This is a genomic window from Streptomyces sp. NPDC090798 (assembly GCF_044768965.1).
Taxonomy (GTDB): domain Bacteria; phylum Actinomycetota; class Actinomycetes; order Streptomycetales; family Streptomycetaceae; genus Streptomyces.
The window spans coordinates 68,690-91,363 of record NZ_JBIVXA010000034.1; the positions used below are offsets into that span (position 1 = coordinate 68,690).

Consider the following 22,674-nt stretch of genomic DNA (forward strand, 5'->3'; position numbering starts at 1 on the left):
CTACGCTTACGACGAAGCCGGGAACCAGGTCTTTGCCTCCTGGCCGAACCACGCCGGGCACGAGGCCGCCGGTCGGTGACAAGGGCTACGACTCCCACCCCACAGCCGGGACACGTCGTGGAGCCGAACAGGTGGGTCAGATGCTCTGCGGCCGCTGACTGCCCGGCCCTGACGGCCACACCATGCAACCGAGACGCCAGCGGCGGCAGGTCCGCGGGGGCTGCACGGGCGGATCCCGGCGAGTATGGGTCCCTCGCGGCCGACAACCGTTTCGCTCCAGTTGGCTGCCTGCACAGCGGTGACGCGGCCGGATGCATCCAGGGTGATGCGGCGTGGACCGGTGACGTGATCGTCGATCCCGACGACGTTGCCGTACGGCGCGATACACGCAGGTGCGCTGCCGGATCGCCTGGCGACGGGCTCCTGCCACAACGGTCCGGGTTGTGAGCCGTCCGGCTGAGTCGAACGCGTTGGTCCAGGTGAGGACACCACCAATGCGGCGTGATGCTTCCCGGCCCGCGACGTCGTGGGCGAAGTCAATGCCGCGGCCCGCGGCGAGCATCTGGGCAGGGCGCCCTGCTTTGTCGTATCTCCAGCCGGCGGTGGCTCCGGTCGGGGTGGTGCGGCTGATGTGCCGCCCCCACTCGTCGTAGATGTGGGTAAGGGTAGGGCCGTTGACGGTTTCGGAGAGTCGTTGTTCACCGAGAACTGGCACGACGGCGTACTCGGCCTGGTCAATGAACGCGCTCTCCCGCGTGGCCGGGTACCTTTCCCAGCAGAGTCAAGGACGGCACGGCACTTACGGAAGACTGGTGCGGTGAAGCGGCACAACAGGCGGAGCGGGTTTTACGGGGCGATGACGGGCACGGCCATGGCGGCCGGCGGCTGCGGCACAGGGGGCGGCAGCGCAACCGGCCCAGCCGCCACTTCCTCGCAGCTGGCCCCCAGCACCGCTCCAAGCGCCACCGCCTGGCAGAAGTGGGGTCTCACGCCGCTGCCCGTGCCCCCGAAACCCCCGGCCGACAAGCCCGTAAAACTCTCCGCCACCGGAACCGTCCCGGTCTTCGAGCACGTACCGACCTCGCAGAGGGTCGTCTTCATCACGGTCGACGACGGAGCGGAAAAGGACCCCAAGTTCATCGATATGATAAGGGACTTGAAGATTCCGATCACGATGTTCCTCATGAACGACACCATCAAGTCGGACTACGGGTACTTCAAGCCGCTGCAGGCGATGGGCAATCACATCCAGAACCACACCCTGCACCACCCCGCGATGAACACCGTCCCGTTGGCCCGCCAGAAGGCGGAAGTGTGCGGCGACCAGAAAATCCTCACCCAGCAGTACGGCACCGCACCGCTGCTGTTCCGCCCGCCCTACGGCGCATACGACAGCGACACCAAGACCGCGGTGGGGGAATGCGGGCCCCGGGCGATCGTCCGGTGGCGGGAATCCATGCAGATCGCCACCTTGCGGTATCAGGAGGCGGACAAGAAGCTGCGCCCCGGCGACATCATCCTCGCCCACTTCCGCGGACCCAAGGAACTCAAGGGCACCACGATGACGGAGATGTTCGGCAATCTGCTCGAGCGCATCAAAAGACAGGGATTCACCGTGGCGCGCCTGGAGGACTACATCCAGCCACCGTCCGGTTGAGACCGCGGGACGAACCTCCCCCGCGCCACGGTCCCGGCGGCGGGGCCTGTTCAGCGGCCACCGAAGCACTACCAGTACTCCAGTGAGACTTCGTGATCCAGCTAGGCGTCGAGGTAGTGGTAATCCCCATCCGGGAGGCCGATCACCAGGCCCCCGTTGTGGACCCTCCACTCGCTCATGCCGTCGACGTCGTGGCTGACCAGAAACAGCCCCTGGGGCCTCTCGTCGTACTCGTCATCCTGGTAGGAGGCCGGGATCTGGGCGATCTGACGCAACCTCTCCTCGAACCAGTCGAGGGACACCGCGCGGATGTAGCCCCCGTAGAAGGCCCACCTGGCGCCGTTGTACTGCCGAGCGGGGAAGGCCCAGCCCCCGCTGTAGGTACGCTCCGGATCGTCTGCTTCCACGATCTCCTTGATCTGGGCCAGCTGTCCGTCGTCACACTGCAGCCAGCCCCTGACCGAGACCATGGTTCCCACGGCGATTGCTCCTCATTCGTGTGGCGCGGCGCTCTGGCACACGGTTCCTATGCGCTTGCACGCTAGGGGCGACCTGCTCGGTCGCGCAAAGGGATTGACCGGTGGATCAGCCGCCTCGGGCGAGAGCGCGCCGTCCCCATCCGGTCGGCCCTCGCGATTTCGCCCTGGGCCCGGGTGAGTATGAGAACGGCCAACGCGTGATCATCAGGGGTTGTGTGGATTCCTGAAGATCGTGCGATGGCCGCGGGCCCGGTTTCGCCGAGTGGAACCGCGGGCGACGGCGCGGGCGTTCATCCTCGGACTGCTGTCCGGCGTCGAACGCGAGAACTGCCGGCAGCTGGCCGAGGAGGCTGGCCATGGCCGCCCCGGCGCGATGCAGAGGCGGCTGCGAAGCGCACGCTGGGACGCCGACGGGGGTGCGCGACGAGGTCCGCTCCTACGTGCTGGAACGCCTCGGCGGGGACGGCGTGTTGATCGTGGACGAGACAGGGTTCCTGAAGAAGGGCCCGCGTTCGGCCGGCGTGCAACGGCACTACACCCCCGCCGCCGGCCGGATCGAAAATGCCCAGGTCGGGGTGTTCCTCGCCTACGCGTCCTCGCGAGGCCAGGCCCTGATAGACCGTCGGCTCCACCTCCCGTCAGTCCATGGTCAGACCAGCGGCATGGTGTCCAGGCCGTGCGGGTCCCGTCCAGGGCCGACGGCCGGGTCGGTGTCGGGCTCGTCGAGGAGCCGGCGCAGGACACCAGGTCCGCGTCCTGGCGGGTCGTGCCGCCAGACGCGGCCCTTGCCGAGCCGTCCGGCGACCGGGCCGGCCGCGATGTGCCGGCGGCAGGCCTGGCACTCGATACGGGGCAGCTTGACGCCCAACAGTGTTCCCGGGGCCAGCAGGTGCGCGGGGCCGCCAGTCAGCCGGGGGCGGGGCCGCGGCGCGGCAAGCTCCCCTGCCGGGTCTCGTCCGCTGCCCTGGTCGGCTGGGAGCTGCTGCGGCGGGCGACCTGCAGACCGGGTTGCGGCCACTGGCACGTGAGGACGCGGACCGTGGTGTCGCCGAGCAGGTCGACCTCCACCTGGTAGCGGACCGTGCCGTCCGGCCAGTCCTGCCGGGCCAGAACCGGCGCGTGCCGCCACCGGCCGGCGGACATCACCCGCAGCGCGGGCCGGTCGGTGCGAGGCCAGGTCCACACTGTGGGCGGGGGCCCGTCCTCAAGGCGCCAGCCGCCAGGGGCGGGCCGGCTGCGCGTCTGAGATGGTGCTCATGCACTCGACTGTAGGTCCGCGCTGCGTGAGGCGCCGCGGTCCTGCCGCCCAACTGGCACGGGTCGCCCTCTCACTTGACCAGTGCTTGAATGGAAATACGGGGCGCGCTTGGTATTCATGACGACACCGAAGCCGACAACTCACGCCAGGACCCCATCTCGTCCCCGTGCAAAATCTCGCGGCGCAGTGCTCCTCAGCTCACCGAATGAAGGCTGAGTGACTGTAGTTCCCTAGGCGGGTCACCATGCGAAAGACTTTTGTAGCTACGGCGGCAATACTGATGCTGGCGGGGGGTGTCCCCACGGCATCGGCAGCCACAACGCCGCGTACTGCCGCAGGAATCGCTGCTGGGGCCGGCGCCCCCTTGGTGCTACCCGCAGCAGCGCTCAGCAACACGAGGCTCACGGTGCAGTGGGACGGTCGACAGTTCAACCTGACGGTCACATGGAATATCGGCTACACCGCAGCGGAAGTTGCGAGGGGAGCCACATTCCAGACCTGTATGGGCGTGTGGGAGGACGACGACTTCGCTGATGACCTGCTCGCAAACGGCTGCGCGAAGGAGGTCACCGTTAGAGCGCGAACGCAAGACCACAGCGTGACGCAGCGGGTCTCTATGAACAGGGCAGCGATCAACACCGAGATCGGAGACGAGGAAGTGTACGCCAGGGCCTACGTCAGCACACCTGCGCTAGTACAGGGCTTGAACTCCAACATCGTCGAGGTCGATGACTAGCTAAGCCTGTTCTTTATCTACCGTCCGCGTCATAGGGCGGGGATGGGCGGTTCCAGACGGCGTCTGAGCGGCTGACAACTTGACGAAGTTCGCGGGCACTTCGGGGTGATAGGGCCTGAAACACGGTGTCGAGGAGGGCTCGGGATTCGAGGGGGTTGCCGCAGCAGTACCAGTGCACGTTGCCCCACTCGTAGTCGTGCCACAGATCCCGCTCGGACTGGTGGACGTAGTTCTTCCACAGGCCCACAGCTGTGCTGACATCGCCTGGCTGCAGATAGTTGCGGGTGTGCTCGAGGCGGCTGATCTCGGACAGTGCACGCGAAGACAGGCCGTCGATGACCGGGCTTGCACCCGTTGTCAGGTGGCTGCCGGGGGCGCCGGCACGGATCTGTCCTGGCCGTCTACGCGGCATGGACCTTTCGGTTCGTCGTCATGCGGTACATGGTGCCACGGTCTCGAATGGCGTCTCGAACGGATTCGCTCGCATGGGGATTCGCCGGACGTGGGGGCGGCCTTCGCCTGATCATGTGCTCCGACCAAGGTGCACGTGACCACGACGAAGGCCGTGAGGGTGAGTCTGCTGCCTGATGCTGTCCGAAGGGAGGCGTTCGCGGAAGCGTCACGCTTCCGGGGCGAGTTCTACGAGTGTCTGACCGCCCGGCGCGACGAGTTGTTCGAGCTCGTGGACGCGGTGCTGTGTGCGGATGGGGCGGTGAAGTCCCCGGTGGACCTGACGCTGCTGCCCGAGCATCGTCGCGGGCACGGAGCGATGTACGGCGGCCTGAACCACGGCCGGATCGACGTCGACCGGCTCCAGGCGGTGCTTGCCGGGCTGCCGCTGCCGCGTTTCGAGGGCGGGCGTCTGGTTCTGGCGGTCGACGTGTCGCCGTGGCTCCGCTCGGACGCGCCATGTTCAGCGGAGCGGCTGTTTTGCCATGTCTACGGCCGCGCGAAGACAGCATCACAGTTCATTCCGGGCTGGACCTACTCCTTCGTGGCCGCGCTGGAGCCGGGTGCTACCTCCTGGACCGCGATCCTGGACACGGTTCGGCTCGGCCCGGCGGACGACGCGACCGCAGTCACCGCCACCCAGCTCCGAGGAGTCGTTGAACGCCTCATCGCCGCAGGCCAGTGGCAAGCCGGGGACCCGGCAATCGTGATCGTCAGCGACGCCGGCTATGACGTCACCCGCCTGGCCTGGGTCCTGCGCGACCTGCCCGTCGAGATGGTCGGCCGGGTCCGCTCCGACCGCGTCATGCGCCTGCCGATGCCGCCGAGGATGGGGCGTCAACGGTCGGCCTCCCAAGCACGGCCCGGAATTCCGCTTCACCAAGCCGGACACCTGGCCCGAGCCCGCAATCACCACGGTCACCGACACCAGCAACTACGGCAAGGCCGAAGCCCAGGCGTGGGACCGGGTGCACCCCAGGCTCACCCACCGCTCCTCATGGCTCGACCACGACGGCGAACTACCCTTGGTCGAAGGCACGTTGATTCGGCTGAAGGTCGAGCATCTATCGAAGGACCGTGATGCTCCGCCGGTGTGGCTATGGTCCTCCAAGACCGGTGCCACCCCGGACGACGTGACCGTTTCTGGCAGGCATTTCTCCGCCGCTTCGATCTGGAGCACACCTTCCGCTTCGCGAAGCGGACCCTCGGCTGGGCCACTCCGAAACTCCGTACTCCCGACGCAGCGGACCGCTGGACCTGGCTCCTGATCGTCGCTCACACTCAACTCAGGCTCACCCGTCCCCTCGCCGCGGACCTCTGCCGGCCCTGGGAGAAGCCCGCTACCTCCAACCGGCTCACCCCGGCCCGGGTCCGCCGGGGGTTCAGGAACATCCGCGCTCATCTCGCCTGCCCGACCCGTGTTCCCAAACCCCGAGGCGTCGGCCCCGGACGGCCACCCGGCGCCAAGAACAAACATCGGGCACCCCGCTACGACGTCGGCAAGACCGTCAAACGCCCCGAGACGCTCAAGGCCATCGGCAAGCCTGGAAGATCTTGGTAGATAAAGAACAAGCTCAGCGCCTGTTCCTGATGCGGCCACGCCATGACGGTATTGGTGGATCCTGGGTTCGTTGCGCGCGGCCGTCAGCCGTGCTTGGCTCGCCCGATGAACTTTCTGTTGACGGCGAGTGGCCTGCGCAACGAGACACTGCGGGATGCGCTGCGGGACATGCTGGGAAAGCCGTTCGGATCGGCGAACGTCGTGTACGTGCCCACGGCATCAGTCGCCGAGCCCGGGGACCACGGGTGGTTCGTCGCGGACATGAACCGGCTGCACGGCCTCGGCTGGCGGGAGTTCGACGTCCTGGAGCTGAACGGCCTGCCCCGGCAGATGGTGCTCGACCGGCTGCTCCACGCCGACGTCATCTATGTCGAGGGCGGCAGCCACTACCACCTCGCGCGCAGCATCACCGGCAACGGCCTGGCCGACGGCTTCCTGGAGGCGCTGGAGAACCGGGTCTATGTGGGGGTCAGCGCCGGATCAATGATCTTCAGCCGTAATCTCACCGGACACTCCGCCGACGTCATCGGGGACACCACGGACCTCCACGTGCTCGGCGCGACGACCGTGGAGCCGCCGTTCGGCCTCTTCGACTGGTATCTCAAGCCTCACCTGTACTCGCCGGATTTCCCCGAGCGGGACGACGCCTGGGCTGATCGCATCGCTGCGCGGGCGGACTTCCCGATCTACTTCATCGACGACGAGACGGCCGTTCGCGTCAGGGACGGCAAGGTGGATGTCATTTCTGAAGGCCGGTGGCGGTTCCATCCGTGACCAAACGCGTGGTGGGAAGCCCCGGCGCCTCGCCATCAAGGTGACGGCCGCCCACGTGATCAACGATTCGCTCATCTCAGGGCGTTCATGGTAGGCATCTGATCTGCGACAACAGGGGGCCTGGTGCTGCTGGTTGTGGTCACCGCTGCCAACGTGACCGACCGGGATGCGGCCAAGGAACTGCTGTTCCGTCTCGGGCTCACGCACCCCGGGATTGCCATCGTCCGGGCCGACTCCGCCAACGCCGGAAAGCTCGTGACCTGGGCCAAGACCTACCTCGACATCACGATCAAAACGGTGCGTCGCCCGCCGGACGCGAAGGGCTTCGCCGCCCTTCCCCGCCGCTGGGTGGTTGAACGGTCATGGTGTGGATCATGAGGGCCCGCCGGCACTGCCGCGGGGTGTCTTCCCGCTGGCGAGGCGGACCTGGCGGCGGAGCTGGTCGCGGAACTGTGGCTTCCATCATGGCGAATGTGATCTTGTCCTGATGAGATCGCCGGATGCTCGGTCTCCTCCTCCGTCTCCTGCCGTTCTGGGTCCGCGAGCCCCTGCTCATCGCGGTCGGGTCTGTTCTCGGCGTACGCATCATGTATCTCGCCGTCCGCGATCACGATCGGGTCGCGGCCGGTCTCGGCGTGGTGTTCCTCGTGTTCACCGCAATACGCGTCTACGCGGTGATCCGGGCCCTGCGCGCACGCCGGAACCCGAGTCCGGCAGCCTCCGCAGACGGGGCGGCAGTCGATGCTGCCGCCCAGCCCCAGCCCCAGCCCCAGCCCCAGCCCAAGCCCCAGCCCCAGGCCCAGGCCGGAGCCGGGCCGCGTCCCAGGCCGGGCACTCCGGAGAAGGAGCACAACGCATGGAGCCAGGCCGTCGCGGCCGTGGCCGTGTTCGGGGCACTCGCGGCCGCGCTGTGGGTGGCCCCCCGCTTCATGCCGTCCGACGACAACGCCCCGCAGCCCGCCTCGTGTTCGGACGAGGCACACGAGAAGCTCCCGAAGGCCTACAAGGACACGCCCCAGCCTGTGACCGCTGAAGAGCTGTGCAAGGCGCTCAACCGGCCGGACCTGGCCAAGCTCCTTGGAACGCCCGGAGAGATCGCGACCACTGTCTCCAGCACCAACAACACCGCTCCTCTGACTGATGGAAAGGTCGCCCAACCGGAGGCCGAGGTCACGTTCGACACGTACACCGTGAATGTCTCGGCCACTTACGACGAGCTGTCGACCGACCAGTACGTGAAGCTGATGAAGTTCGGGGACGAGAAGGACATCAAGACGCTTACGGTTCTCGGCCGGCCCGCGGTCCTCTCCTCGGATCACACCATGAAGCTCGAGATCAATCTCGGGAGTGGCGGATCCGGCGGACCGGTCGAACAAGGCCCCCTGGCCAGGACGCTGTCTGTGGCCCTGGACCGTAATGACCGGGGCGGCTACTGCGACATCACCGTGTGGAGCACGTCCGGAACCCTCCCGAACGACAGCGTTCTCCTCAACATCGCCGAGAAGGTTCTTCCGAGGATTCCCGAACGAACTGTCCGATGAGACGCCGAAAACATCTGGTGAACGGGTCTCTCAGATGGCGTGAGGAGTGACATCCGGTGCGGGGGCGCCCCAAAAAGGGGGCGGCCCCGCAGGTCAGTTGACCGCGGTCATCGTGCACTCGACGGACGTCGAGTTGACGTTCGCCGAGTTGTACATGTGCATGGTGCCGTCGATTGGATCAGTGGGTCGGGTCCGGGTGTGCCGTTGACTGATGCGCAGTGGGCGCGGATCGCCAACCGGCTGCGGATGCGGGCCGTCGACGGCACCTGGGAGCGCGTGTTCACCGCGCTGATGACCCAGGCGGATGCCGCCGAGGATCTCAACTGGTCCGTCTGAGCGGACTCCCCCATCGTGCGCGCTCACCAGCACGCGGCCGGGGCCCGCAAAAGAAGCCGGTCCTGATCGTGGACGACACCGGCTTTCTGAGGAAAGGGGTCCGCTCGGCGGGAGTGCAGCGGCAGTACTCGGGCACCTCGGGACGCAGGAACACCACCCGGCATGACGCCGTCGCCACTCGCTGGGCCGTGGACCACCCGGTCCACGACCTGTTTCCCGGGCTCCCGCGCCAGAAGCGGAAACGCCGCTCGTGCGGCGAGGGAGCCCACGGCTCGCGGATCCACGACCGGGCCCGCGTCGAGGTACGGCCCTGGCACCGGCCGGATCGCCGCACCGGAACGCTTCCCGTCAGGCGCGTCAGCCGATGGGCTCCGGCATGGGCCGGACATCGTAGGCGAGGCTGATGACGTCCCCGTCCGCCGGGTCGGCCAGTTCGACGCGCCAGCCGTCGGCGAACTGGTCGACGCCGGCAGCCATGGGAATGGTGCCGGAGATCAGGACGGTCCCGGGGCTCAGCTCGCCGCGGGAGCGCAGGACGTCGACCCAGTAGGCCGGGGTGAGGAGTTCGGCGAGTGTGCCGGTCTGGATCTCGGTCTCGGTGCCGGCATGGCTGACCCAGGCGCGCAGGGTGATCTCGTCGATGCGGGACTCCACGTCGGCCAGGCGCCAGGCGCGGCGGGCGAGGACGTCGGGGCCGGCGTTCTTGCTCCACGCCACGCCATGCACCTCCAGGTCGCGGTCGGTGTGGTCGCAGGCGGCGGTCAGCAGCAGTTCCCCGCCCTCCGCGACGACCAGCGCCCACTCGGCCTCGCCGGAGGTGCGGCCGTGCTGGACCGTGACGCGCTCGGTCTGCTGGGCGAGGTACGGGGAGACGGGGTAGAGCGCCGGCGTCACGGACGGGCCCGGCACGCCCAGCTCGGCGAGCTCCGCGACGTGCGCGGCGACGTCGTCCTGGCTGCGCCCGGCGTACCCGGCGTTGAGGACCTGGACGACATCGACCTCGCGCGTCGATCCGTCGGGCAGTTCGAAGGTCAGCACGGCCATGAGGGCACTCCCAGGAATCGGGGATCGGGGATCGGGGATCGAGAAACGGGAAACGGGAACGGGGATCGGTCCGCGGATCCTGATTTCTCCGCGGTTAACTTCCGGCGCAGGGCTTGCGCATACGACCTGTATACAAGAAGTATGCCGGAAGGTCGATGTCCCCGAGCAAGGATGGGCACCATGCACGACACCCCGAAGAGCGACGCCGGGGCCGCGGAGAAGCGCTCCGGCGTCCGCCGCGCCTTCGTCGCGAGCCTCACCGGCACGGCCCTGGAGTGGTACGACTTCGCCGTCTACTCCGCCGCGGCCGCCCTGGTCTTCGGTGATCTGTTCTTCCCGTCGGAGGACCCGCTCACCGGCACGCTCCTGGCGTTCTCCACCTACGCGGTCGGCTACGTCTCCCGCCCCATCGGCGGATTCGTCTTCGGCCGGCTCGGGGACGTGATCGGCCGCAAGAAGGTGCTGATCGCCACACTCGTCCTGATCGGAGTGGCCACCTTCCTGATCGGCCTGCTGCCCGCATACGGAACGATCGGCGTGGCCGCGCCGATCGCCCTGGTCGTGCTGCGCTTCGCCCAGGGCGTCGGCGTCGGCGGCGAGTGGGGCGGTGCCGTCCTGCTGTCCAGCGAGTTCGGCGACCCGCGCCGCCGGGGCTTCTACGCCTCCGCCGCGCAGGTGGGCCCGCCCGTGGGCAACCTGCTCGCCAACGGTGTGCTCGCCGCCCTCGGCGCGCTGCTGAGCGAGGCGCAGTTCGAGTCGTGGGGCTGGCGCGTAGCCTTCCTGCTGTCCGGCGCGCTGGTCGCCTTCGGGCTGTGGATCCGGGCCAAGCTGGAGGAGACCCCGGTCTTCAAGGCGATGGAAGCCGAGCAGTCCCGGCCCGAGGCCCCCATCCGCGAGGTTCTCACCACCCAGCCCCGCGCCCTGCTCGCCGCGATCCTCTGCCGGGTCGGCCCCGACGTGCTGTACGCCATGTTCACCGTCTTCGTGCTGACCTACGCCACCCAGGAACTCGGCATGGCGCGCGGCTCCGCCCTCGCGGCCGTCCTCATCGGCTCTTCGCTCCAGGTCTTCCTGATGCCGCTGGCCGGCGCGCTCTCCGACCGCGTCAACCGGCGCCTGCTGTACGGCGTCTCCGCGGTGGCGGCCGCGGTGTGGCCGTTCGTGTTCTTCCCGATGGCCGCCGGCGGTTCCTGGCTGCCGCTCGCCGCCGGGGTCCTGGTCGCCCTGGTGATCCACTGCTGTCTCTACGGACCGCAGGCCGCCTTCATCGCCGAGCAGTTCTCGCCCCGGCTGCGCTACACCGGCTCCTCGCTGGCCTACACCCTGGCCGGGATCATCGGCGGCGCCATCGCCCCGCTGCTGTTCACCACCCTGCTGAGCGCCTACGACAGCTGGGTACCGCTGGCCCTCTACATCGCCCTCGCCTCGGCGGTCTCCCTGGTGGGCGTCCTCCTGGGCCGCAACCCCGAGGCCGCCGTCGACGAGGACGTACGGCTCGCCGCGCCGCAGACCCGGGCCGCGGCGGACGTCCCCCTTTCCCGCTGAGAACGGCCACAGAGCCCCGACCCAGACACAAGGAGGCACCGCACCGTGCGGATCGCCCTGAGCCAGCTCACCACCGGCCCCGACCCCGAAAAGAACCTGCACCTCGTCGAGGAGTGGACGCGTCGCGCCGCCGACGCCGGAGCCCGCGCCGTCGTCTTCCCGGAGGCGTCGATGGCCTGCTTCGGCACGCCGCTGGCCCCGCTCGCCCAGCCGCTCGACGGGCCGTGGGCCGACGGGGTCCGCGAGATCGCCCGGGCGACCGGCACGGTCGTCGTGGCCGGCATGTTCACCCCGGCCGACGAGGGACGGGTGGCCAACACCCTGCTGGCCACCGGACCCGGCGTCGAGGAGTCGTACGACAAGATCCACCTCTACGACGCCTTCGGCTTCCGCGAGTCCGAGACCGTCGCTCCGGGCTCGCGCCCCGCCGTGATCGACGTGGACGGCGTCCGGCTGGGCCTGGCCACCTGCTACGACGTCCGCTTCCCCGAGCTGTTCAGGGCGCACGCCGACGCCGGGGCGGTGGGAACGCTGCTGGCGGCCTCCTGGGGGGCCGGCCCCGGCAAGCTCGACCAGTGGGAGCTGCTGGTGCGGGCCCGCGCGCTGGATGCCACCGTCTGGGTCGCCGCCGTCGGCCAGGCCGATCCCGGCACCGGTCCGGGCCCTGTGCCGACCGGCATCGGGCACAGCCTGGTGGTCGGCCCGGACGGGACGGTACGGGCCTCCCTGGGTGCCGTGCCGGAGCTGCTGGTGACGGATCTGGACGTGGAGGAGGTCGGCGCGGTCCGTGAGAGGACGTCCGTGCTGGCGAACCGGCGGCCGGAGGTGTGGCGATGAGCGGGCCCGAGCTGGAGTTCCACCGGCCCGACGGGCCCTGGCGCGCCCCGGCCGGCGCCGGACCCGGCGTCGAGGAGTGCGTCCTGGCCGAGGACCCCGCGAGCAGTCGGCGCACCGCGCTCGTCCGCTGGGCGCCGGGCACCGACACCTCGGCCGCGGGCGTGGCCCGGCACGACGTATGGGAGGAGGTCTATCTGGTCGAGGGAGCGCTGTACGACCGGACGCTGGACCGGACCTTCACCGCGGGCATGTACGCCTGCCGTCCCCCGGGCATGCCGCACGGACCCTGGACCTCGCCGGACGGCGTGACCATGCTCGTGATCACCTACCCCTGATCCCGGCGGGCACGGGAGCGTCCCTCGGCAGCGGGGACGCTCGCCGGCCTAGCCCGCGAGCAGCACCTTGAGGGTCGACTCCAGGTGGTGGTCGATGGCCGCGCACACGGCCTGTGCGTCACCGTCGGCGAGGGCGTCCAGGATGGCCTCGTGCTCGTCGAGCACCGCCTCCTGCCGTCCTTGCTGGTTGTAGACGGCGGTCACCCCGGCACGGACCTGGCGGCTGCGCAGGCCGTCATAGTGCCGGTCCAGAAGGGCGTTACCGACGGCCGACACCAGGGACGCGTGGAACCGGTGGTCCACGGCGATGAACTCCCGGGTCTCCTCGGCGCCGGTGAGCGCACGCTGCCGTTCCAGCAGGGAGCGCAGTTCCTCCAGGGGTACCCGCTCCGCCGCGACGAGCTGCTGGGCCGCGTACCGCTCGACGACGCCGCGCAGCTCCATCAACTCCCGGACCTCCCGCCCCGTCAGGGGTGTCACCCGGGCACCGCGCTTGGGCACGAGTTCGACCAGGTCCTCGGCGGCGAGCAGCAGCAGCGCCTCCCGGATGGGGGTGCGGGAGACACCGATACGATCGGCGAGCTCCTGCTCCGACAGGAAGGCCCCCTGCATCTCGGGGTCCGTCAGCACCGTGTCCTTGAGATACGCGTAGGCCTTCTCCCGACCGGACGTCACGGCAACCCCCAGACATCGCATACAGTTTGTATACCGACGCTACCACGCGCTTTCCCGCGGAGGGCCGGGTCGCGAACCGCGTTGGGGGACGCTCGGGCCCAGAGTTGCACTGCGCCGTTCAGGGATCGCCGTACGACGTAGGCGCCACCCGGTTGGATCCCATGCCCCTGGTGGACGGCGCCGGCATACACCAGGGACTGCCCGATCTCGACCGCCGGACCCCCGAAGTGGTGTTCCTGCGGCACCCAGGAGTGCGGGAAGAGCCGCCGCAAGGTCCCGTCGGCACCCACGGCCGCGATCCACTTGTCCTTGTGCGGTTTATCCAAGCAGTGTCTACCAGGACATACGGGCGGCTCGCGCACCGGACTGCGAACCCGTGATTGAACAGGCCGAAGCGGCCGACCTCGGGACCGTCCACCGGACTGTCGAGGTCGAACATCATCAGCCGTGCGGGACGTTTGCTGCGGCCGTCCGACGGCCTCAGGAGCCGCAGGTCAGTCATCTTGTCTTTGGGGACGCCCTGCGGGCGTGAAGACATCGGCTGGAGCCCCGGCCGGCCCTGGTTATTGCTCCGGGCGAATCCAGGTCTGGGCGATTTCCGCGACCCAGGTGGCCGCCGCCTCGGGAGCGGATGGGGGTGCGCCGACGACGACGAGTTCGGTGACGCCTGCCGCACCGAGTGCGGGGAGGTGCTCCGGGGTGCCGTCGCTCAGCGCGACGGCGACTGTGAGCTCGTCGAAAGCGCGACCGTGGCGGGCGCACTCGTCGGCGAGAACGGCGATGCGCGCCGGGACGTCGGCCGCCGGGACGTTGAAGCCGTACCAGCCATCGGCGAGCGTGACCGCGCGGCGCAGGGCGGCGTCGCTGTTGCCGCCGACCACGACCGGGAGCCGGCCGCCGCGCAGCGGCTTCGGGTTGACCCGGATCGCGTCGAAGCGGGTGAACTCCCCTGTGAAGGAGGCCGGGTCCTCGGCCCAGAGGGTGCGCATCGCGGCGAGGTACTCATCAGTGCGCTGCCCGCGCCTGGCGAAGGGGACTCCGAGCGCTGCGAATTCCTCCGCCGACCAGCCGACTCCGACCCCGAGGCTGAACCGCCCGGCGCAGAGCACGTCGAGTGTGGCGGCCTGTTTGGCGGCCAGGACCGGGTTGTGCTCAGGCAGTAGGAGTACGCCGGTGGCGAGCTCGATCCGGCTGGTGACCGCCGCCGCGAAGGTCAGGGCAAGCAGCGGGTCCAGCCAGTCCGTGTCCGCGGGCACGGCGATCCGGCCGTCCGCGGAGTAGGGGTAGCGGGAGGCGGGCGCATCCACGAGTACCACGTGCTCGCCGCACCAGAGCCTCGCGAAGCCGTGCGTCTCCGCGGCTGCGGCCACCGCGCGGATCACCTCGGGACGGGCACCGTCACCGATACCGAGCGCGTGCAACCCCACTCGCATTCTCCACCTCCGGGCGTCACCTTAAGCACGAAGCGCGGACGCGCTCGGGTGACGTGGCGCGCCGCGCGCGGAGGCGGCCGGGCTGTCGTCCGGACGAGTGAGACCGCCGCCCCCGTGCCTGCGCCGTGATGATTGCCCCGAGCGGGGACGCTGCGCCGTGAAAGCATGTGAGGCTGGTGCCCGCCCGGTGGACTGCGGTCGTCTCTTGGGATCTTGAGCCCGTAGGTCGGCCTGGTGCGGGGGCTGTTGAGGGGCCACGCACTGTTGCTTTGAGCACGCCGGTCAGATTCCCGTCTCCCCTCGGCCCCTGCGGGCGGGCACCGCCTGCCCGCGTACGAGCGCCTCCACCGCTACGTGCCCACAATCCCGGGGCGCCGGCCAACCCTCAGGGAGCCGGAGCTGGTCGTCCGCTCCTGGAGCCGACAGGAGCCTTCTGCCGATGCCCCACTGTGCCTGTGTGTGCCGGGCAGGTGGCGTCTTGGGGGCTGGTCAGGCGTCTTGGGGGCTGGTCAGGTGGTGGCGGGGGTGTGGAAGTAGTGGCCCTTGGCGACGTCCTCGAGCAGGCTGGGGCGGGTGGGCTGCCAGCCGAGCAGTTCGCGGGTCAGGGTGTTCGACACCGGGACGTCGAGGCTCATGAAGGGGCTCAGCCAGGTGAAGTGCTCCTCCGCGGCCTCGGGGGCCACGGAGGTCACCGGTACGTCGAGGTGGCGGCCGATCACCTCGGCGATGTCGCGGAGCGCGACGCCCTCCTCCGCGACGCCGTGCAGCGCCGATCCGGCGGGCGCCTTCTCGACGGCCAGGCGGAACAGCCGTGCAATGTCGAGGCGGTGGACCGCCGGCCAGCGGTTGGCGCCGTCGCCGATGTGGGCGGAGACGTTCTTGGCGCGGGCGGTGGCGACCAGGTGCGGCACCCAGCCGTAGTCCCCCTCGCCGTGGACGGTCGGAGAGACCCGCACCACCGATGAGCGGACGCCGCGCGAGGCAAACGCGAGCGCGGCCTGGGCGGTGGCCGACCGAATCACATACGGCGAGCCGTCGATGGTGGGCGCGTCCTGCTCGGTCACCGCGCGCCCCGTCGGGAAGCCGATGAAGCCGGTGGCGAGGACGAGGGGGCGATCAGTGCCGGCGAGCGCATCGCCGAAGGTGTCGACGACGCGGCGGTCGGCATCGGCGGCGCCCTGGTAATCGCCGGTGAACGCGCGCTCGCCATTGAAGGCGAGGTGGATCACCCCGTCCGACGCGGCGGCCGTGTCCCGCAGGACCTCAAGGTCGTCGAGGGTGCCGCGGACGACCTCCACGCCGGCGGCGGTGAGCGCGGCGGCGGAGGCGTCGGAGCGGGCGAGCCCGACGACCTGGTGTCCCGCGCCGATGAGCTCGGGAACGACAGCGGAGCCGATGAAGCCGGACGCGCCGGTCACAAAGATGCGCATGGGAAACCCCAACACTTGACTTCAGTTACTGCAATCGACCTTAACAGCTGATTGCAGTCACTGTAATCACGTAGGATCTGCCCATGGGTAGATGGGAGCCGAACGCACGCGGGCGCCTGGCGACAGCGGCACTGGAGCTCTACAACGAGCGCGGATACGAGCAGACAACCGTGGCGGAGATCGCCAAACGCGCCGGGCTCACGGAGCGGACCTTCTTCAATCACTACGCCGACAAGCGCGAGGTACTGTTCGCCACCGCCGGCGAGTTCCAGGACCGGTTCGTGGGGGCGGTCTCCGGTGCCCTGAAGTCCGTGGCGCCGATCGACGCTCTGGCCGCGGGTCTTGACGCGATCGCCGAGATGCTCGCCGGCCAACGCGACTTCGTACGCACTCGACAGGCTGTGATCATGTCGAACCCCGAGCTCCAGGAGCGCGACCTGATCAAGCTCGCCTCGACCTCGGCCGCGCTCGCCGACACCCTGCGCCGGCACGGCGTTACGGAACCGGACGCGAGCCTGGCCGCCGAGGCAGGGGTCGCCCTCTTCAAAGTCGGCTTCCATCGCTGGATCGCGGCGGACGAGGAACGCGAGCTGTCGCTGTTGATGCGGGAGGCACTGGACGCGCTCAAGGCCGTGACCGCGGGCGCTTAGGGGTTTCCCGGGGATTGCCGAGCGGGCGTGTACGTGAGGTCGTACCGACCTCTGCGCATGAGGACGTACGCGGACAGGAGTAGTGGGCTGACCATCGCGATCCTTGATGGACGGGCATCGCGGCCGGCCGGCTTCCCACGCGGGCGTGTGCAGGCGGGGCGCCATGGTGTCGCCGGCGCAGGAACTTCACCCACAGCCCGGGCGTCGTCCGGCAGTTCGTCGAGCAATACCACGGTCCCTGCCGCGACCGCATGCTGAGGGCCGCCGTGACGGCCTGCCTCCCGGCGGACGTCGACTGGGCACTGGAGGTCGCCGGCGCCATCACCGCGGCCCGGCTCGGAGACGACGCGCTCGGCGACATAGCGGTCGCGATCGCCGAGAGCGCCCGGTGAGCTTGTCGCCGTTGGACGGCTCAAAGAACTCGGCCGCCCGGAGCCCCGCGACGACTCGACACCTGTTCGACACCGCCCGCGCAGACGCGGGGACCGAGGTCGCGCTCGGCGGCATCCTGCACGACTACCAATATGCGGCGTGACCAGCATGGGTGGGGGTTACGGCAAGCGCAGCCCGCGGTGTTGCGCAGGGTGAACGGTCAGGTAGTGACGGGGCCGCACAGGAGGGGCTGGAACAGCGGGGTGGGCTTCTTGTCCTTGGACAGGATCTGAGAACCGTCACCGAGGTGGATGTTGAGGTAGGTTGCGCCGGTCAGCTGGGCGGACTGATCGGGGACCTTCACGGTCATGTCGATGACGCCTTGGTCATCGGCGGTAAGGTCTCCGAGCATCACCAGGACCGGGCCCTGCTTGGTGCACGTGCCCTGGTGCAGGTGCGCCGCGTGCCGGGAGTTCGCTGCCAGTCCGGTGGCCTTCACCTTCACGGTGTAGGTCTTGGTGGCGGCGTCGTAGGCGACGGTGGCGTCGCCCTCCCGCTTGGTGGAGCCGGCAGGCTGCACCTTCACGGGTGAGCCGTCGGGCACACCGCTGGGCAGCGGCACGCACGCGATCGGTTCCTTCTGCTGCCGGGAGTCGCCGTCACTCAGCCGTACCACCAGGACCGCGTTGCCGGGCAGCGCCCGAAGTCCTGACTGCGTGCTTTGGACGGTGGTCTTGAGGTTGCCGAAGTCGTCGTCGGTGACGGTCGGGAAGGACACCAGTGCGGAGTCGGACCGCGGTTGGGCGCAGCTGCCCGGCACTATGTCGACAGCGTGTTTGATGCCGGGTGCGAGACCGGTGATGTCGAACGCGGCGGAGACCTTTCCGCCCGGCAGGCCGAGCCTGACTGTGCCGACCGGCTGAGCCTTGACTGCGACCTTCGCGGAGGAGAAAGCGCTCTTCGACGCGGAGGGCGAGGCGGAGTCAGCAGCCAGCGGCGAGGCCGAGGCGGGCGCCGACGACGAGGCCGAGGGCGAGGACGAGGACGAGCAGGCGGTAGCAGCCAATGCGGTCGCTATGGTGATGACGGCGAAGGTCGCACGCCGGGTGGCTGTGGACATGGGGATCCCTTACTTCGGCAGTGTGATGTCAGCGGCTCGTACGAGCAGGGTCGGCAGACCCGTTCCCGCTGTGATCTCAGTGGGGGGTTTTGCCCGTTTCGTCATGTTGTACGCGCATCCGCAGTGGAATCCACTCCACTGGTCGCTGCATGCAGGACGGCATGCAGGATGACGGTGCCATCTCACTGCCGCCAGACGGCGCACCCCTCGGCGTGTAGTTCGTGCAGCCGGTGTTGCAGGACGAAATGGGGGATGCGCGGGCGGGGTGGGGGAAGGCGAAGGGGGAAGAGGACTTCTTCCAGGCGGCCGCGTGTACCACAGCCGTCTCGGTGACCACCTCCTCGAGGCCGGAGAGGCAGGCCACATTGCCTTCGGGCAGGCCGAGCTCGGTCATACGGCACCTTTCCCACGGCGCGGCGTTGAGGGGTGTCGAGTGCCGCAGCCGACGTGCTGTTCGGCGAACAGGGTGTGTCCCCTGTCCGCATCCGTTGCGTGGTGCGGGAGGAAGTGGTGCTCGTGGGCGGTTGTCGGCCCGCACCAACCCGCCACCCGTGCGAGCACGCGCCCAGGCGTCTCGCTTGTCCTGTCAAAACTGCCGCACGCCCCGGGCCGGACGGTGTCCCCCGAGCGGAGGACCAGACGGTGGACGCTGCTCATGCGCGCGTCTCTTGCCGGGGTCTACGACGGGTGCGGCGGGGCTGTTGTGGTCGCCGGCGGACTGTGGAGAAGCGGCCGTCGAAGGTGACCTGAAAGGTGTTGAGTGCGGTCTGGACCAAGCAGGCTGACACAGGTCAATCTGCTCCTTCTCCGGCGTTCGCCGTTCCTCCGGCCGGACGAGCAGGAGTGGGCACAGGCCTTCGCACAGCATGTGGCAGAAATCGACACCCTGGTCCGGGCAGAGATGCATGACGGTCGGCCCGACGCGGATACCAACTCGGTTTCCTGCGTGCCAAGTTGGATGAACGGTACGCTGCGGTCGTACGCGGAGACAGCGAATGATTCCGCATCATCGAGAGTCCTGACCTGCGGGGGTATCCCATTTCGCGGCTCGCGTGGTACCTCGGCCGTGATCGCCCGTACGGGGATTCCGGCATCACACTTTCGGGACGACTTCTACGGATGTCCGACCGCCCCGCGTGACGAACTGTTCGAGCTGATGGACGCGTTGCTGTGTGCGGTCGGAGCGCATGTGGTCAGCAACCGGCCAGGCGCCGTCACGTCGGCCGCCTGGCGGATCCCCCGCTCGCCTGTGGTCCTGTGCCAGTAGTGGGAGCTCGAATCGAGCGGGCGCCCACCGGAAACCGCCGGCCGGATCGGGGGTCACGATGGGGGGTGGTGGATCCGCCGTTCGGCCTACCCGGAGTCGTGTACGCACGACCTACCCTCGAGTCATGTACGCACAACGTCGTCACACCTACCATGATGGGGACATGTATCGCGCTCTTCGTCCTGGCCTGGGGCGTCGTGCGTATCTGGTCGGTTCCCGCGGCGGTCGGCATGTGCGTGGTCGCCATGGTGATCCCGCCGGTGGCCGCCATCGTCGCCAACCGGCGTGGCCCCGACGACCGCTGGTGGGACGCCCCGTCCGGCGACCCGAAGTCCGACGAGTGGTGGGACGAGATGGACGGCAGACAACGTCGCTGAAACCCGTTCCACGGCCACAAGGCCGGTGCCTCCTACGAAACGTGTGGTCGCCGGCATATGGGAATGGTCCCCGTGCACCGTGGCAGATGTCAGGGCCGCAGGTGACACTGGCCTGGCCTGCCACCGCGACGGGTGTGCCCCTGCGGGGCTGTGCCGCCTGCATCGGCACCGTCCGGTTGCCCCGTATCGCAGAGAGCCGAGAGCAGGCATGCGAGAAGGCGTATGGCGCGCCACAGGCTCCGCAGCGGCTGCCGTCCGATCGGTGTCAACGCAGGACATGCGGCCGGTCCGGTCAACCGGTTCCCGGCCCGCTCCGGTGTGGCGCCTGAGCAGCGCGTACCCGGCGGCAAGCACCCCGACGCGACTACGACAGCCCCACCATGCGGTCCCCCGATCGACGGATCCGACCGGGCACTGGAATGCGTTCAAATTGTGAACAGTTCCATCGACGACTCCTGAAGCCCACAAGGCAGAGAAGGATCACGAACCATGGCGTGTCCGTATGCTCCCGATCAAAGCCGAGCCGGTTATACGATTCAGCAGATAGCCGACCGATTCGAGGTCTACGCCCGCAGCGGAAGGTTCATCGGAGAACACCTCCTTCGGACCTCGGCAGAGCATGAGGTGGCCGTGCTTGAACGCGCCAATCGAAACAGGGAATTGCCTTCCGGTCCTGGAAAATAGCGCAGGGAAGCGCCGGCAATGAGGCGCACCGGGCGCGTGAGTGCGGATGGGAAGTCATGGACAGGCCCGGACATTTGGGCAGCTGCGGCTCGGGGTGGCGTCGGTGGCTGATGGCTGCTGTGGCCCAGCCCAGCCGGTCCCGGCTGTCCACCCTCTCCTGCAGCTGCTCCTACGGCCTGCGGGTCGGGCCTGATCCGTCCTGCCGGGCATGGCCGCGGCCTTGAAGGATCCCGGGCCGCCGCTCTTCGGTGGCCCTATCGCCGACCTGTGGGGCCGCAAGCGCACCTTCGTCACCGGTCTGATCTGCTTCGCGGGCGCCTCAGCCCACGGCGGCGCCGCGCAGGGCGAGGCCATGATGCTCGGCGCCCGCGCCCTGCAAGGCGCGGGCGCCAACTCCGGCCCCGTCATGGCCAGGGACATCCCGCCGGCCGCGAACGGTCCGTGCTGTGTGACCGCGTGCTCCGGGTCTCGCACAGCGCGGACACCTCGAATCCAGTTCGTCCATGCCTTCGCGGACAGTGGTCTCGCCGGCTCCGGCCGGCCCGAGCACCGCGCGGATCCCGCCGTGCCCCACAACCGGGCCGCTGCCCCCATCAAGCAGTCGACACTGCCGATCGTCCAGCTGCGGAAACAACACCCGCGACTTCCCCGCGGGTTGATCACGGAGGTCTTCAGAACGCGCGTACGCAGCGCGTGAAGCAACCCGTCGATTCCCTGCGATCCCTTAGTGCTCCAGCCGTAGTTCGTGATCTTCATTCCTGAGTGGCTTGTCGTCGGTAGTGGCTGGCTCGGGATCGGGCCTGGTGGCGGCGTCGCCAGTTCGACCAATCGATCCGGTGGGCTGTGTCGTGGACGGGTCGGACGACGAGGGTGATGAACAGGCGCTGGATCCTCGTTGCAGGTGAGCGGAATGAGGGCATCGGGTGCGGGGCGGGTGTGCTCGTCTGCGCGTACGACGGCGAGGGAAGCGTGCGCGAGCATCGCGAGGGTGACCCAGCGGGACCAGGAGGTATAGCGGCGGACCTGGTGCTCGTCGAGTGCGGCCAGGCCCTTGCCCGACTGGAAGAACTCCTCCACCCGCCATCTTGATCCGGCGACTCTGACCAGCACGGTCAGCGGCACGGATGCGGGCGAGTAGCAGCGGTAGCAGGCGAGTTCGCCGGTGCTGCGGTTACGGCGGATCAGTAGCTGACGACTCCCGGGGCGGGGGTCGGGGAGGTCGATGACTGCCCAGTTATAGACGCGGTGGCCCTTGGCCCCGGCCCCTGCGGAGAGCTTCTGCCAGGCCCGCTTGGGCACCTTCTTGGCCAAGATGTCCGCACCGAACTTCCCCGCACCGGTGGTGACTTCGTGCGAGCAGGCCACCGCGAGGACGTAGCCCGTGCCGCGTTCCTCCAGCGCGGTTCGCAACTTCGGGTTGCCGCCGTAGACCTCGTCGTCGGCAACCCAGACCCCGGCGACAACCGCGAAGCTCAGCGAGATAAGGGACACCCTCCGTCTCGGTGAACTCGGGTAGGCGGAGAAGCACCACTCACCATCGTGATCACGGATGCGAAGGCCGCTCGTCGGTAGCCTGCGCGTGGGACTGGCTCGTCAGACCATCGCGCCATCGTCGAGCGGCTTCAGGCTGGTCCTCACGCGCGTGAGGAGCCGTCTCGATGAGATGCAGGAGGACCCAGGCCACGCCGAAGCATTCGTCGTCGCCGAAGCAGTCCGCCAAGGCATGGGCCTCCTCATCGGTCACGGGTCGCTCAATAAGACCCAGAAGAGCTCCCGCGCGTTCGACGGCCTCCTCAAGAGCCTCGTCGGGCTCGCCGTCCTCGGACGGGAGTTTGCCCAGGGCGGTGAAGTCAGCAACCTCCGGACGGATCACGACACATCCTTCCTACCATTGCGGTGAAGCCGCCGTGGCGGCCTCACCGCAGGCTATCGGGACGGGAGACCTTCTCATCCGTGATCACGATCTACGGCTGGAGTATTAGCTGCCATCGGCCGATCAGTGGGCAGGGCTTCGGCGTAGTCGGATGACGTCCGGTTTGTGATCATCCGAGGCCGAGGAGTTCGAGTGGGCGGTGGGGGTCGCGGGCGTTGCGGCGGAGGCCGGCGGCGATGC

General features: G+C 68.8%; 24 protein-coding genes and 6 pseudogenes. 18 read left to right on the top strand and 12 right to left on the bottom strand.

Annotation, left to right across the window (positions count from 1 at the left end; translation table 11 throughout):
* Positions 1-136: 136 nt before the first annotated feature.
* Entirely contained in the window at positions 137-715 is a 579-nt protein-coding gene (locus ACIQTP_RS43655; RefSeq protein WP_403410950.1) for a hypothetical protein, read from the bottom strand.
* A gap of 156 nt (positions 716-871) precedes the next feature.
* Between ACIQTP_RS43655 and ACIQTP_RS43660 the strand changes: the two genes are divergently transcribed.
* Positions 872-1,657, top strand: coding sequence for a polysaccharide deacetylase family protein (locus ACIQTP_RS43660; RefSeq protein WP_403410953.1), 786 nt, complete (start codon positions 872-874; stop codon positions 1,655-1,657).
* A 101-nt stretch (positions 1,658-1,758) separates the two neighbouring features.
* On the opposite strand, the gene ACIQTP_RS43665 is transcribed toward ACIQTP_RS43660, so the two are convergent.
* Positions 1,759-2,127, bottom strand: coding sequence for a hypothetical protein (locus ACIQTP_RS43665; protein ID WP_403411007.1), 369 nt, complete (start codon positions 2,125-2,127; stop codon positions 1,759-1,761).
* A 220-nt stretch (positions 2,128-2,347) separates the two neighbouring features.
* Between ACIQTP_RS43665 and ACIQTP_RS43670 the strand changes: the two are divergent.
* Positions 2,348-2,774, top strand: a pseudogene (locus tag ACIQTP_RS43670) (transposase); the annotation flags it as partial.
* Positions 2,775-2,785: 11 nt separating this feature from the next.
* Here ACIQTP_RS43670 and ACIQTP_RS43675 read toward each other — a convergent pair.
* Positions 2,786-3,004, bottom strand: a complete 219-nt coding sequence (locus tag ACIQTP_RS43675) for a hypothetical protein (RefSeq protein WP_403411015.1) — start codon at positions 3,002-3,004, stop codon at positions 2,786-2,788.
* Between the two features lie 38 nt (positions 3,005-3,042).
* Positions 3,043-3,279, bottom strand: a complete 237-nt coding sequence (locus tag ACIQTP_RS43680) for a hypothetical protein (protein ID WP_403411018.1) — start codon at positions 3,277-3,279, stop codon at positions 3,043-3,045.
* Between the two features lie 359 nt (positions 3,280-3,638).
* Here ACIQTP_RS43680 and ACIQTP_RS43685 point away from each other — a divergent pair, with 359 nt between their 5' ends.
* The 8 genes and pseudogenes from ACIQTP_RS43685 to ACIQTP_RS43720 all read left to right on the top strand — a co-directional run.
* The gene (locus tag ACIQTP_RS43685; protein ID WP_403410956.1) at positions 3,639-4,130 is read left to right on the top strand and encodes a hypothetical protein; all 492 of its coding nucleotides are present in this window, start codon (positions 3,639-3,641) and stop codon (positions 4,128-4,130) included.
* Positions 4,131-4,677: 547 nt separating this feature from the next.
* The gene (locus ACIQTP_RS43690; RefSeq protein WP_403410959.1) at positions 4,678-5,661 is read left to right on the top strand and encodes a transposase; all 984 of its coding nucleotides are present in this window, start codon (positions 4,678-4,680) and stop codon (positions 5,659-5,661) included.
* Positions 5,662-5,673: 12 nt separating this feature from the next.
* Positions 5,674-6,141 (top strand): hypothetical protein, encoded by a 468-nt coding sequence (locus ACIQTP_RS43695; RefSeq protein WP_403410962.1) that lies wholly within the window; start codon positions 5,674-5,676, stop codon positions 6,139-6,141.
* Positions 6,142-6,246: 105 nt separating this feature from the next.
* Positions 6,247-6,915 (top strand): peptidase E, encoded by a 669-nt coding sequence (locus tag ACIQTP_RS43700; protein ID WP_402050759.1) that lies wholly within the window; start codon positions 6,247-6,249, stop codon positions 6,913-6,915.
* 111 nt (positions 6,916-7,026) lie between these two features.
* Positions 7,027-7,313 (top strand): annotated as a pseudogene (locus ACIQTP_RS43705) (transposase); the annotation flags it as partial.
* Between the two features lie 102 nt (positions 7,314-7,415).
* Entirely contained in the window at positions 7,416-8,456 is a 1,041-nt protein-coding gene (locus tag ACIQTP_RS43710; RefSeq protein WP_403410965.1) for a DUF6215 domain-containing protein, read from the top strand.
* A gap of 237 nt (positions 8,457-8,693) precedes the next feature.
* Positions 8,694-8,789, top strand: a pseudogene (locus tag ACIQTP_RS43715) (IS5/IS1182 family transposase); the annotation flags it as partial.
* 62 nt (positions 8,790-8,851) lie between these two features.
* Positions 8,852-8,938, top strand: a pseudogene (locus tag ACIQTP_RS43720) (transposase); the annotation flags it as partial.
* A gap of 211 nt (positions 8,939-9,149) precedes the next feature.
* On the opposite strand, the gene ACIQTP_RS43725 reads toward ACIQTP_RS43720, so the two are convergent.
* Positions 9,150-9,836: a DUF2848 domain-containing protein gene (locus ACIQTP_RS43725; RefSeq protein WP_403410968.1), complete on the bottom strand. Its 687-nt coding sequence runs from the start codon at positions 9,834-9,836 to the stop codon at positions 9,150-9,152.
* 180 nt (positions 9,837-10,016) lie between these two features.
* Here ACIQTP_RS43725 and ACIQTP_RS43730 point away from each other — a divergent pair, with 180 nt between their 5' ends.
* From ACIQTP_RS43730 to ACIQTP_RS43740, 3 genes are read left to right on the top strand one after another with little or no spacing between them, the layout of a single operon-like run.
* On the top strand, positions 10,017-11,381 hold the full coding sequence (locus ACIQTP_RS43730) for an MFS transporter (RefSeq protein ID WP_403410970.1): 1,365 nt from the start codon (positions 10,017-10,019) through the stop codon (positions 11,379-11,381).
* A 45-nt stretch (positions 11,382-11,426) separates the two neighbouring features.
* Complete coding sequence (locus ACIQTP_RS43735) at positions 11,427-12,218, top strand: carbon-nitrogen hydrolase family protein (RefSeq protein ID WP_403410973.1); 792 nt, start codon at positions 11,427-11,429, stop codon at positions 12,216-12,218.
* The gene (locus ACIQTP_RS43740) at positions 12,215-12,553 is read left to right on the top strand and encodes a cupin domain-containing protein (protein WP_351435670.1); all 339 of its coding nucleotides are present in this window, start codon (positions 12,215-12,217) and stop codon (positions 12,551-12,553) included. The genes ACIQTP_RS43735 and ACIQTP_RS43740 overlap by 4 nt, the downstream gene beginning before the upstream one ends.
* Before the next feature lie 48 nt (positions 12,554-12,601).
* Here the strand turns inward: ACIQTP_RS43740 and ACIQTP_RS43745 are convergent, their stop codons facing one another.
* The 3 genes from ACIQTP_RS43745 to ACIQTP_RS43755 form a co-directional block, all read right to left on the bottom strand.
* Positions 12,602-13,228 carry a GntR family transcriptional regulator gene (locus ACIQTP_RS43745; protein WP_402050777.1) on the bottom strand — a complete coding sequence of 209 codons (627 nt, stop codon included), beginning with the start codon at positions 13,226-13,228 and terminating at the stop codon, positions 12,602-12,604.
* Positions 13,229-13,791: 563 nt separating this feature from the next.
* A complete protein-coding gene (locus ACIQTP_RS43750) occupies positions 13,792-14,661 on the bottom strand; it encodes an LLM class F420-dependent oxidoreductase (RefSeq protein ID WP_403410976.1) in 870 nt (289 codons plus the stop codon).
* A 509-nt stretch (positions 14,662-15,170) separates the two neighbouring features.
* Complete coding sequence (locus ACIQTP_RS43755) at positions 15,171-16,091, bottom strand: SDR family oxidoreductase (RefSeq protein ID WP_403410979.1); 921 nt, start codon at positions 16,089-16,091, stop codon at positions 15,171-15,173.
* An 83-nt stretch (positions 16,092-16,174) separates the two neighbouring features.
* Between ACIQTP_RS43755 and ACIQTP_RS43760 the strand changes: the two genes are divergently transcribed.
* The 3 genes from ACIQTP_RS43760 to ACIQTP_RS43770 all read left to right on the top strand — a co-directional run bounded on the left by ACIQTP_RS43760 (position 16,175) and on the right by ACIQTP_RS43770 (position 17,276).
* Positions 16,175-16,741, top strand: a complete 567-nt coding sequence (locus ACIQTP_RS43760) for a TetR/AcrR family transcriptional regulator (RefSeq protein ID WP_403410981.1) — start codon at positions 16,175-16,177, stop codon at positions 16,739-16,741.
* A 251-nt stretch (positions 16,742-16,992) separates the two neighbouring features.
* Complete coding sequence (locus ACIQTP_RS43765) at positions 16,993-17,133, top strand: hypothetical protein (RefSeq protein ID WP_403410984.1); 141 nt, start codon at positions 16,993-16,995, stop codon at positions 17,131-17,133.
* Positions 17,134-17,144: 11 nt separating this feature from the next.
* Entirely contained in the window at positions 17,145-17,276 is a 132-nt protein-coding gene (locus ACIQTP_RS43770) for a hypothetical protein (protein WP_403410987.1), read from the top strand.
* Positions 17,277-17,333: 57 nt separating this feature from the next.
* On the opposite strand, the gene ACIQTP_RS43775 is transcribed toward ACIQTP_RS43770, so the two are convergent.
* Positions 17,334-18,233 carry a CHRD domain-containing protein gene (locus ACIQTP_RS43775; RefSeq protein ID WP_403410990.1) on the bottom strand — a complete coding sequence of 300 codons (900 nt, stop codon included), beginning with the start codon at positions 18,231-18,233 and terminating at the stop codon, positions 17,334-17,336.
* Between the two features lie 76 nt (positions 18,234-18,309).
* Entirely contained in the window at positions 18,310-18,627 is a 318-nt protein-coding gene (locus ACIQTP_RS43780) for a hypothetical protein (protein ID WP_403410993.1), read from the bottom strand.
* A 997-nt stretch (positions 18,628-19,624) separates the two neighbouring features.
* Here ACIQTP_RS43780 and ACIQTP_RS43785 point away from each other — a divergent pair.
* Both ACIQTP_RS43785 and ACIQTP_RS43790 read left to right on the top strand, forming a co-directional pair.
* Positions 19,625-19,877 (top strand): annotated as a pseudogene (locus ACIQTP_RS43785) (DUF3099 domain-containing protein).
* 892 nt (positions 19,878-20,769) lie between these two features.
* On the top strand, positions 20,770-21,258 hold the full coding sequence (locus ACIQTP_RS43790) for a hypothetical protein (protein WP_403411021.1): 489 nt from the start codon (positions 20,770-20,772) through the stop codon (positions 21,256-21,258).
* Between the two features lie 55 nt (positions 21,259-21,313).
* On the opposite strand, the pseudogene ACIQTP_RS43795 reads toward ACIQTP_RS43790, so the two are convergent.
* Positions 21,314-22,010 (bottom strand): annotated as a pseudogene (locus tag ACIQTP_RS43795) (IS701 family transposase); the annotation flags it as partial.
* Positions 22,011-22,104: 94 nt separating this feature from the next.
* Positions 22,105-22,434 (bottom strand): hypothetical protein, encoded by a 330-nt coding sequence (locus ACIQTP_RS43800; protein WP_266944778.1) that lies wholly within the window; start codon positions 22,432-22,434, stop codon positions 22,105-22,107.
* Between the last annotated feature and the right edge of the window lie 240 nt (positions 22,435-22,674).

Bases quoted from the DNA above. Each gene is read 5' to 3' on its own strand.
- ACIQTP_RS43660 (WP_403410953.1), top strand. From the start codon at position 872: ATGGCGGCCGGCGGCTGCGGCACAGGGGGCGGCAGCGCAACCGGCCCA.
- ACIQTP_RS43665 (WP_403411007.1), bottom strand. From the start codon at position 2,127: ATGGTCTCGGTCAGGGGCTGGCTGCAGTGTGACGACGGACAGCTGGCC.
- ACIQTP_RS43680 (WP_403411018.1), bottom strand. From the start codon at position 3,279: ATGTCCGCCGGCCGGTGGCGGCACGCGCCGGTTCTGGCCCGGCAGGAC.
- ACIQTP_RS43685 (WP_403410956.1), top strand. From the start codon at position 3,639: ATGCGAAAGACTTTTGTAGCTACGGCGGCAATACTGATGCTGGCGGGG.
- ACIQTP_RS43700 (WP_402050759.1), top strand. From the start codon at position 6,247: ATGAACTTTCTGTTGACGGCGAGTGGCCTGCGCAACGAGACACTGCGG.
- ACIQTP_RS43710 (WP_403410965.1), top strand. From the start codon at position 7,416: ATGCTCGGTCTCCTCCTCCGTCTCCTGCCGTTCTGGGTCCGCGAGCCC.
- ACIQTP_RS43725 (WP_403410968.1), bottom strand. From the start codon at position 9,836: ATGGCCGTGCTGACCTTCGAACTGCCCGACGGATCGACGCGCGAGGTC.
- ACIQTP_RS43730 (WP_403410970.1), top strand. From the start codon at position 10,017: ATGCACGACACCCCGAAGAGCGACGCCGGGGCCGCGGAGAAGCGCTCC.
- ACIQTP_RS43740 (WP_351435670.1), top strand. From the start codon at position 12,215: ATGAGCGGGCCCGAGCTGGAGTTCCACCGGCCCGACGGGCCCTGGCGC.
- ACIQTP_RS43750 (WP_403410976.1), bottom strand. From the start codon at position 14,661: ATGCGAGTGGGGTTGCACGCGCTCGGTATCGGTGACGGTGCCCGTCCC.
- ACIQTP_RS43755 (WP_403410979.1), bottom strand. From the start codon at position 16,091: ATGCGCATCTTTGTGACCGGCGCGTCCGGCTTCATCGGCTCCGCTGTC.
- ACIQTP_RS43760 (WP_403410981.1), top strand. From the start codon at position 16,175: ATGGGTAGATGGGAGCCGAACGCACGCGGGCGCCTGGCGACAGCGGCA.
- ACIQTP_RS43765 (WP_403410984.1), top strand. From the start codon at position 16,993: ATGCTGAGGGCCGCCGTGACGGCCTGCCTCCCGGCGGACGTCGACTGG.
- ACIQTP_RS43775 (WP_403410990.1), bottom strand. From the start codon at position 18,233: ATGTCCACAGCCACCCGGCGTGCGACCTTCGCCGTCATCACCATAGCG.
- ACIQTP_RS43780 (WP_403410993.1), bottom strand. From the start codon at position 18,627: ATGACCGAGCTCGGCCTGCCCGAAGGCAATGTGGCCTGCCTCTCCGGC.
- ACIQTP_RS43790 (WP_403411021.1), top strand. From the start codon at position 20,770: ATGGCCGCGGCCTTGAAGGATCCCGGGCCGCCGCTCTTCGGTGGCCCT.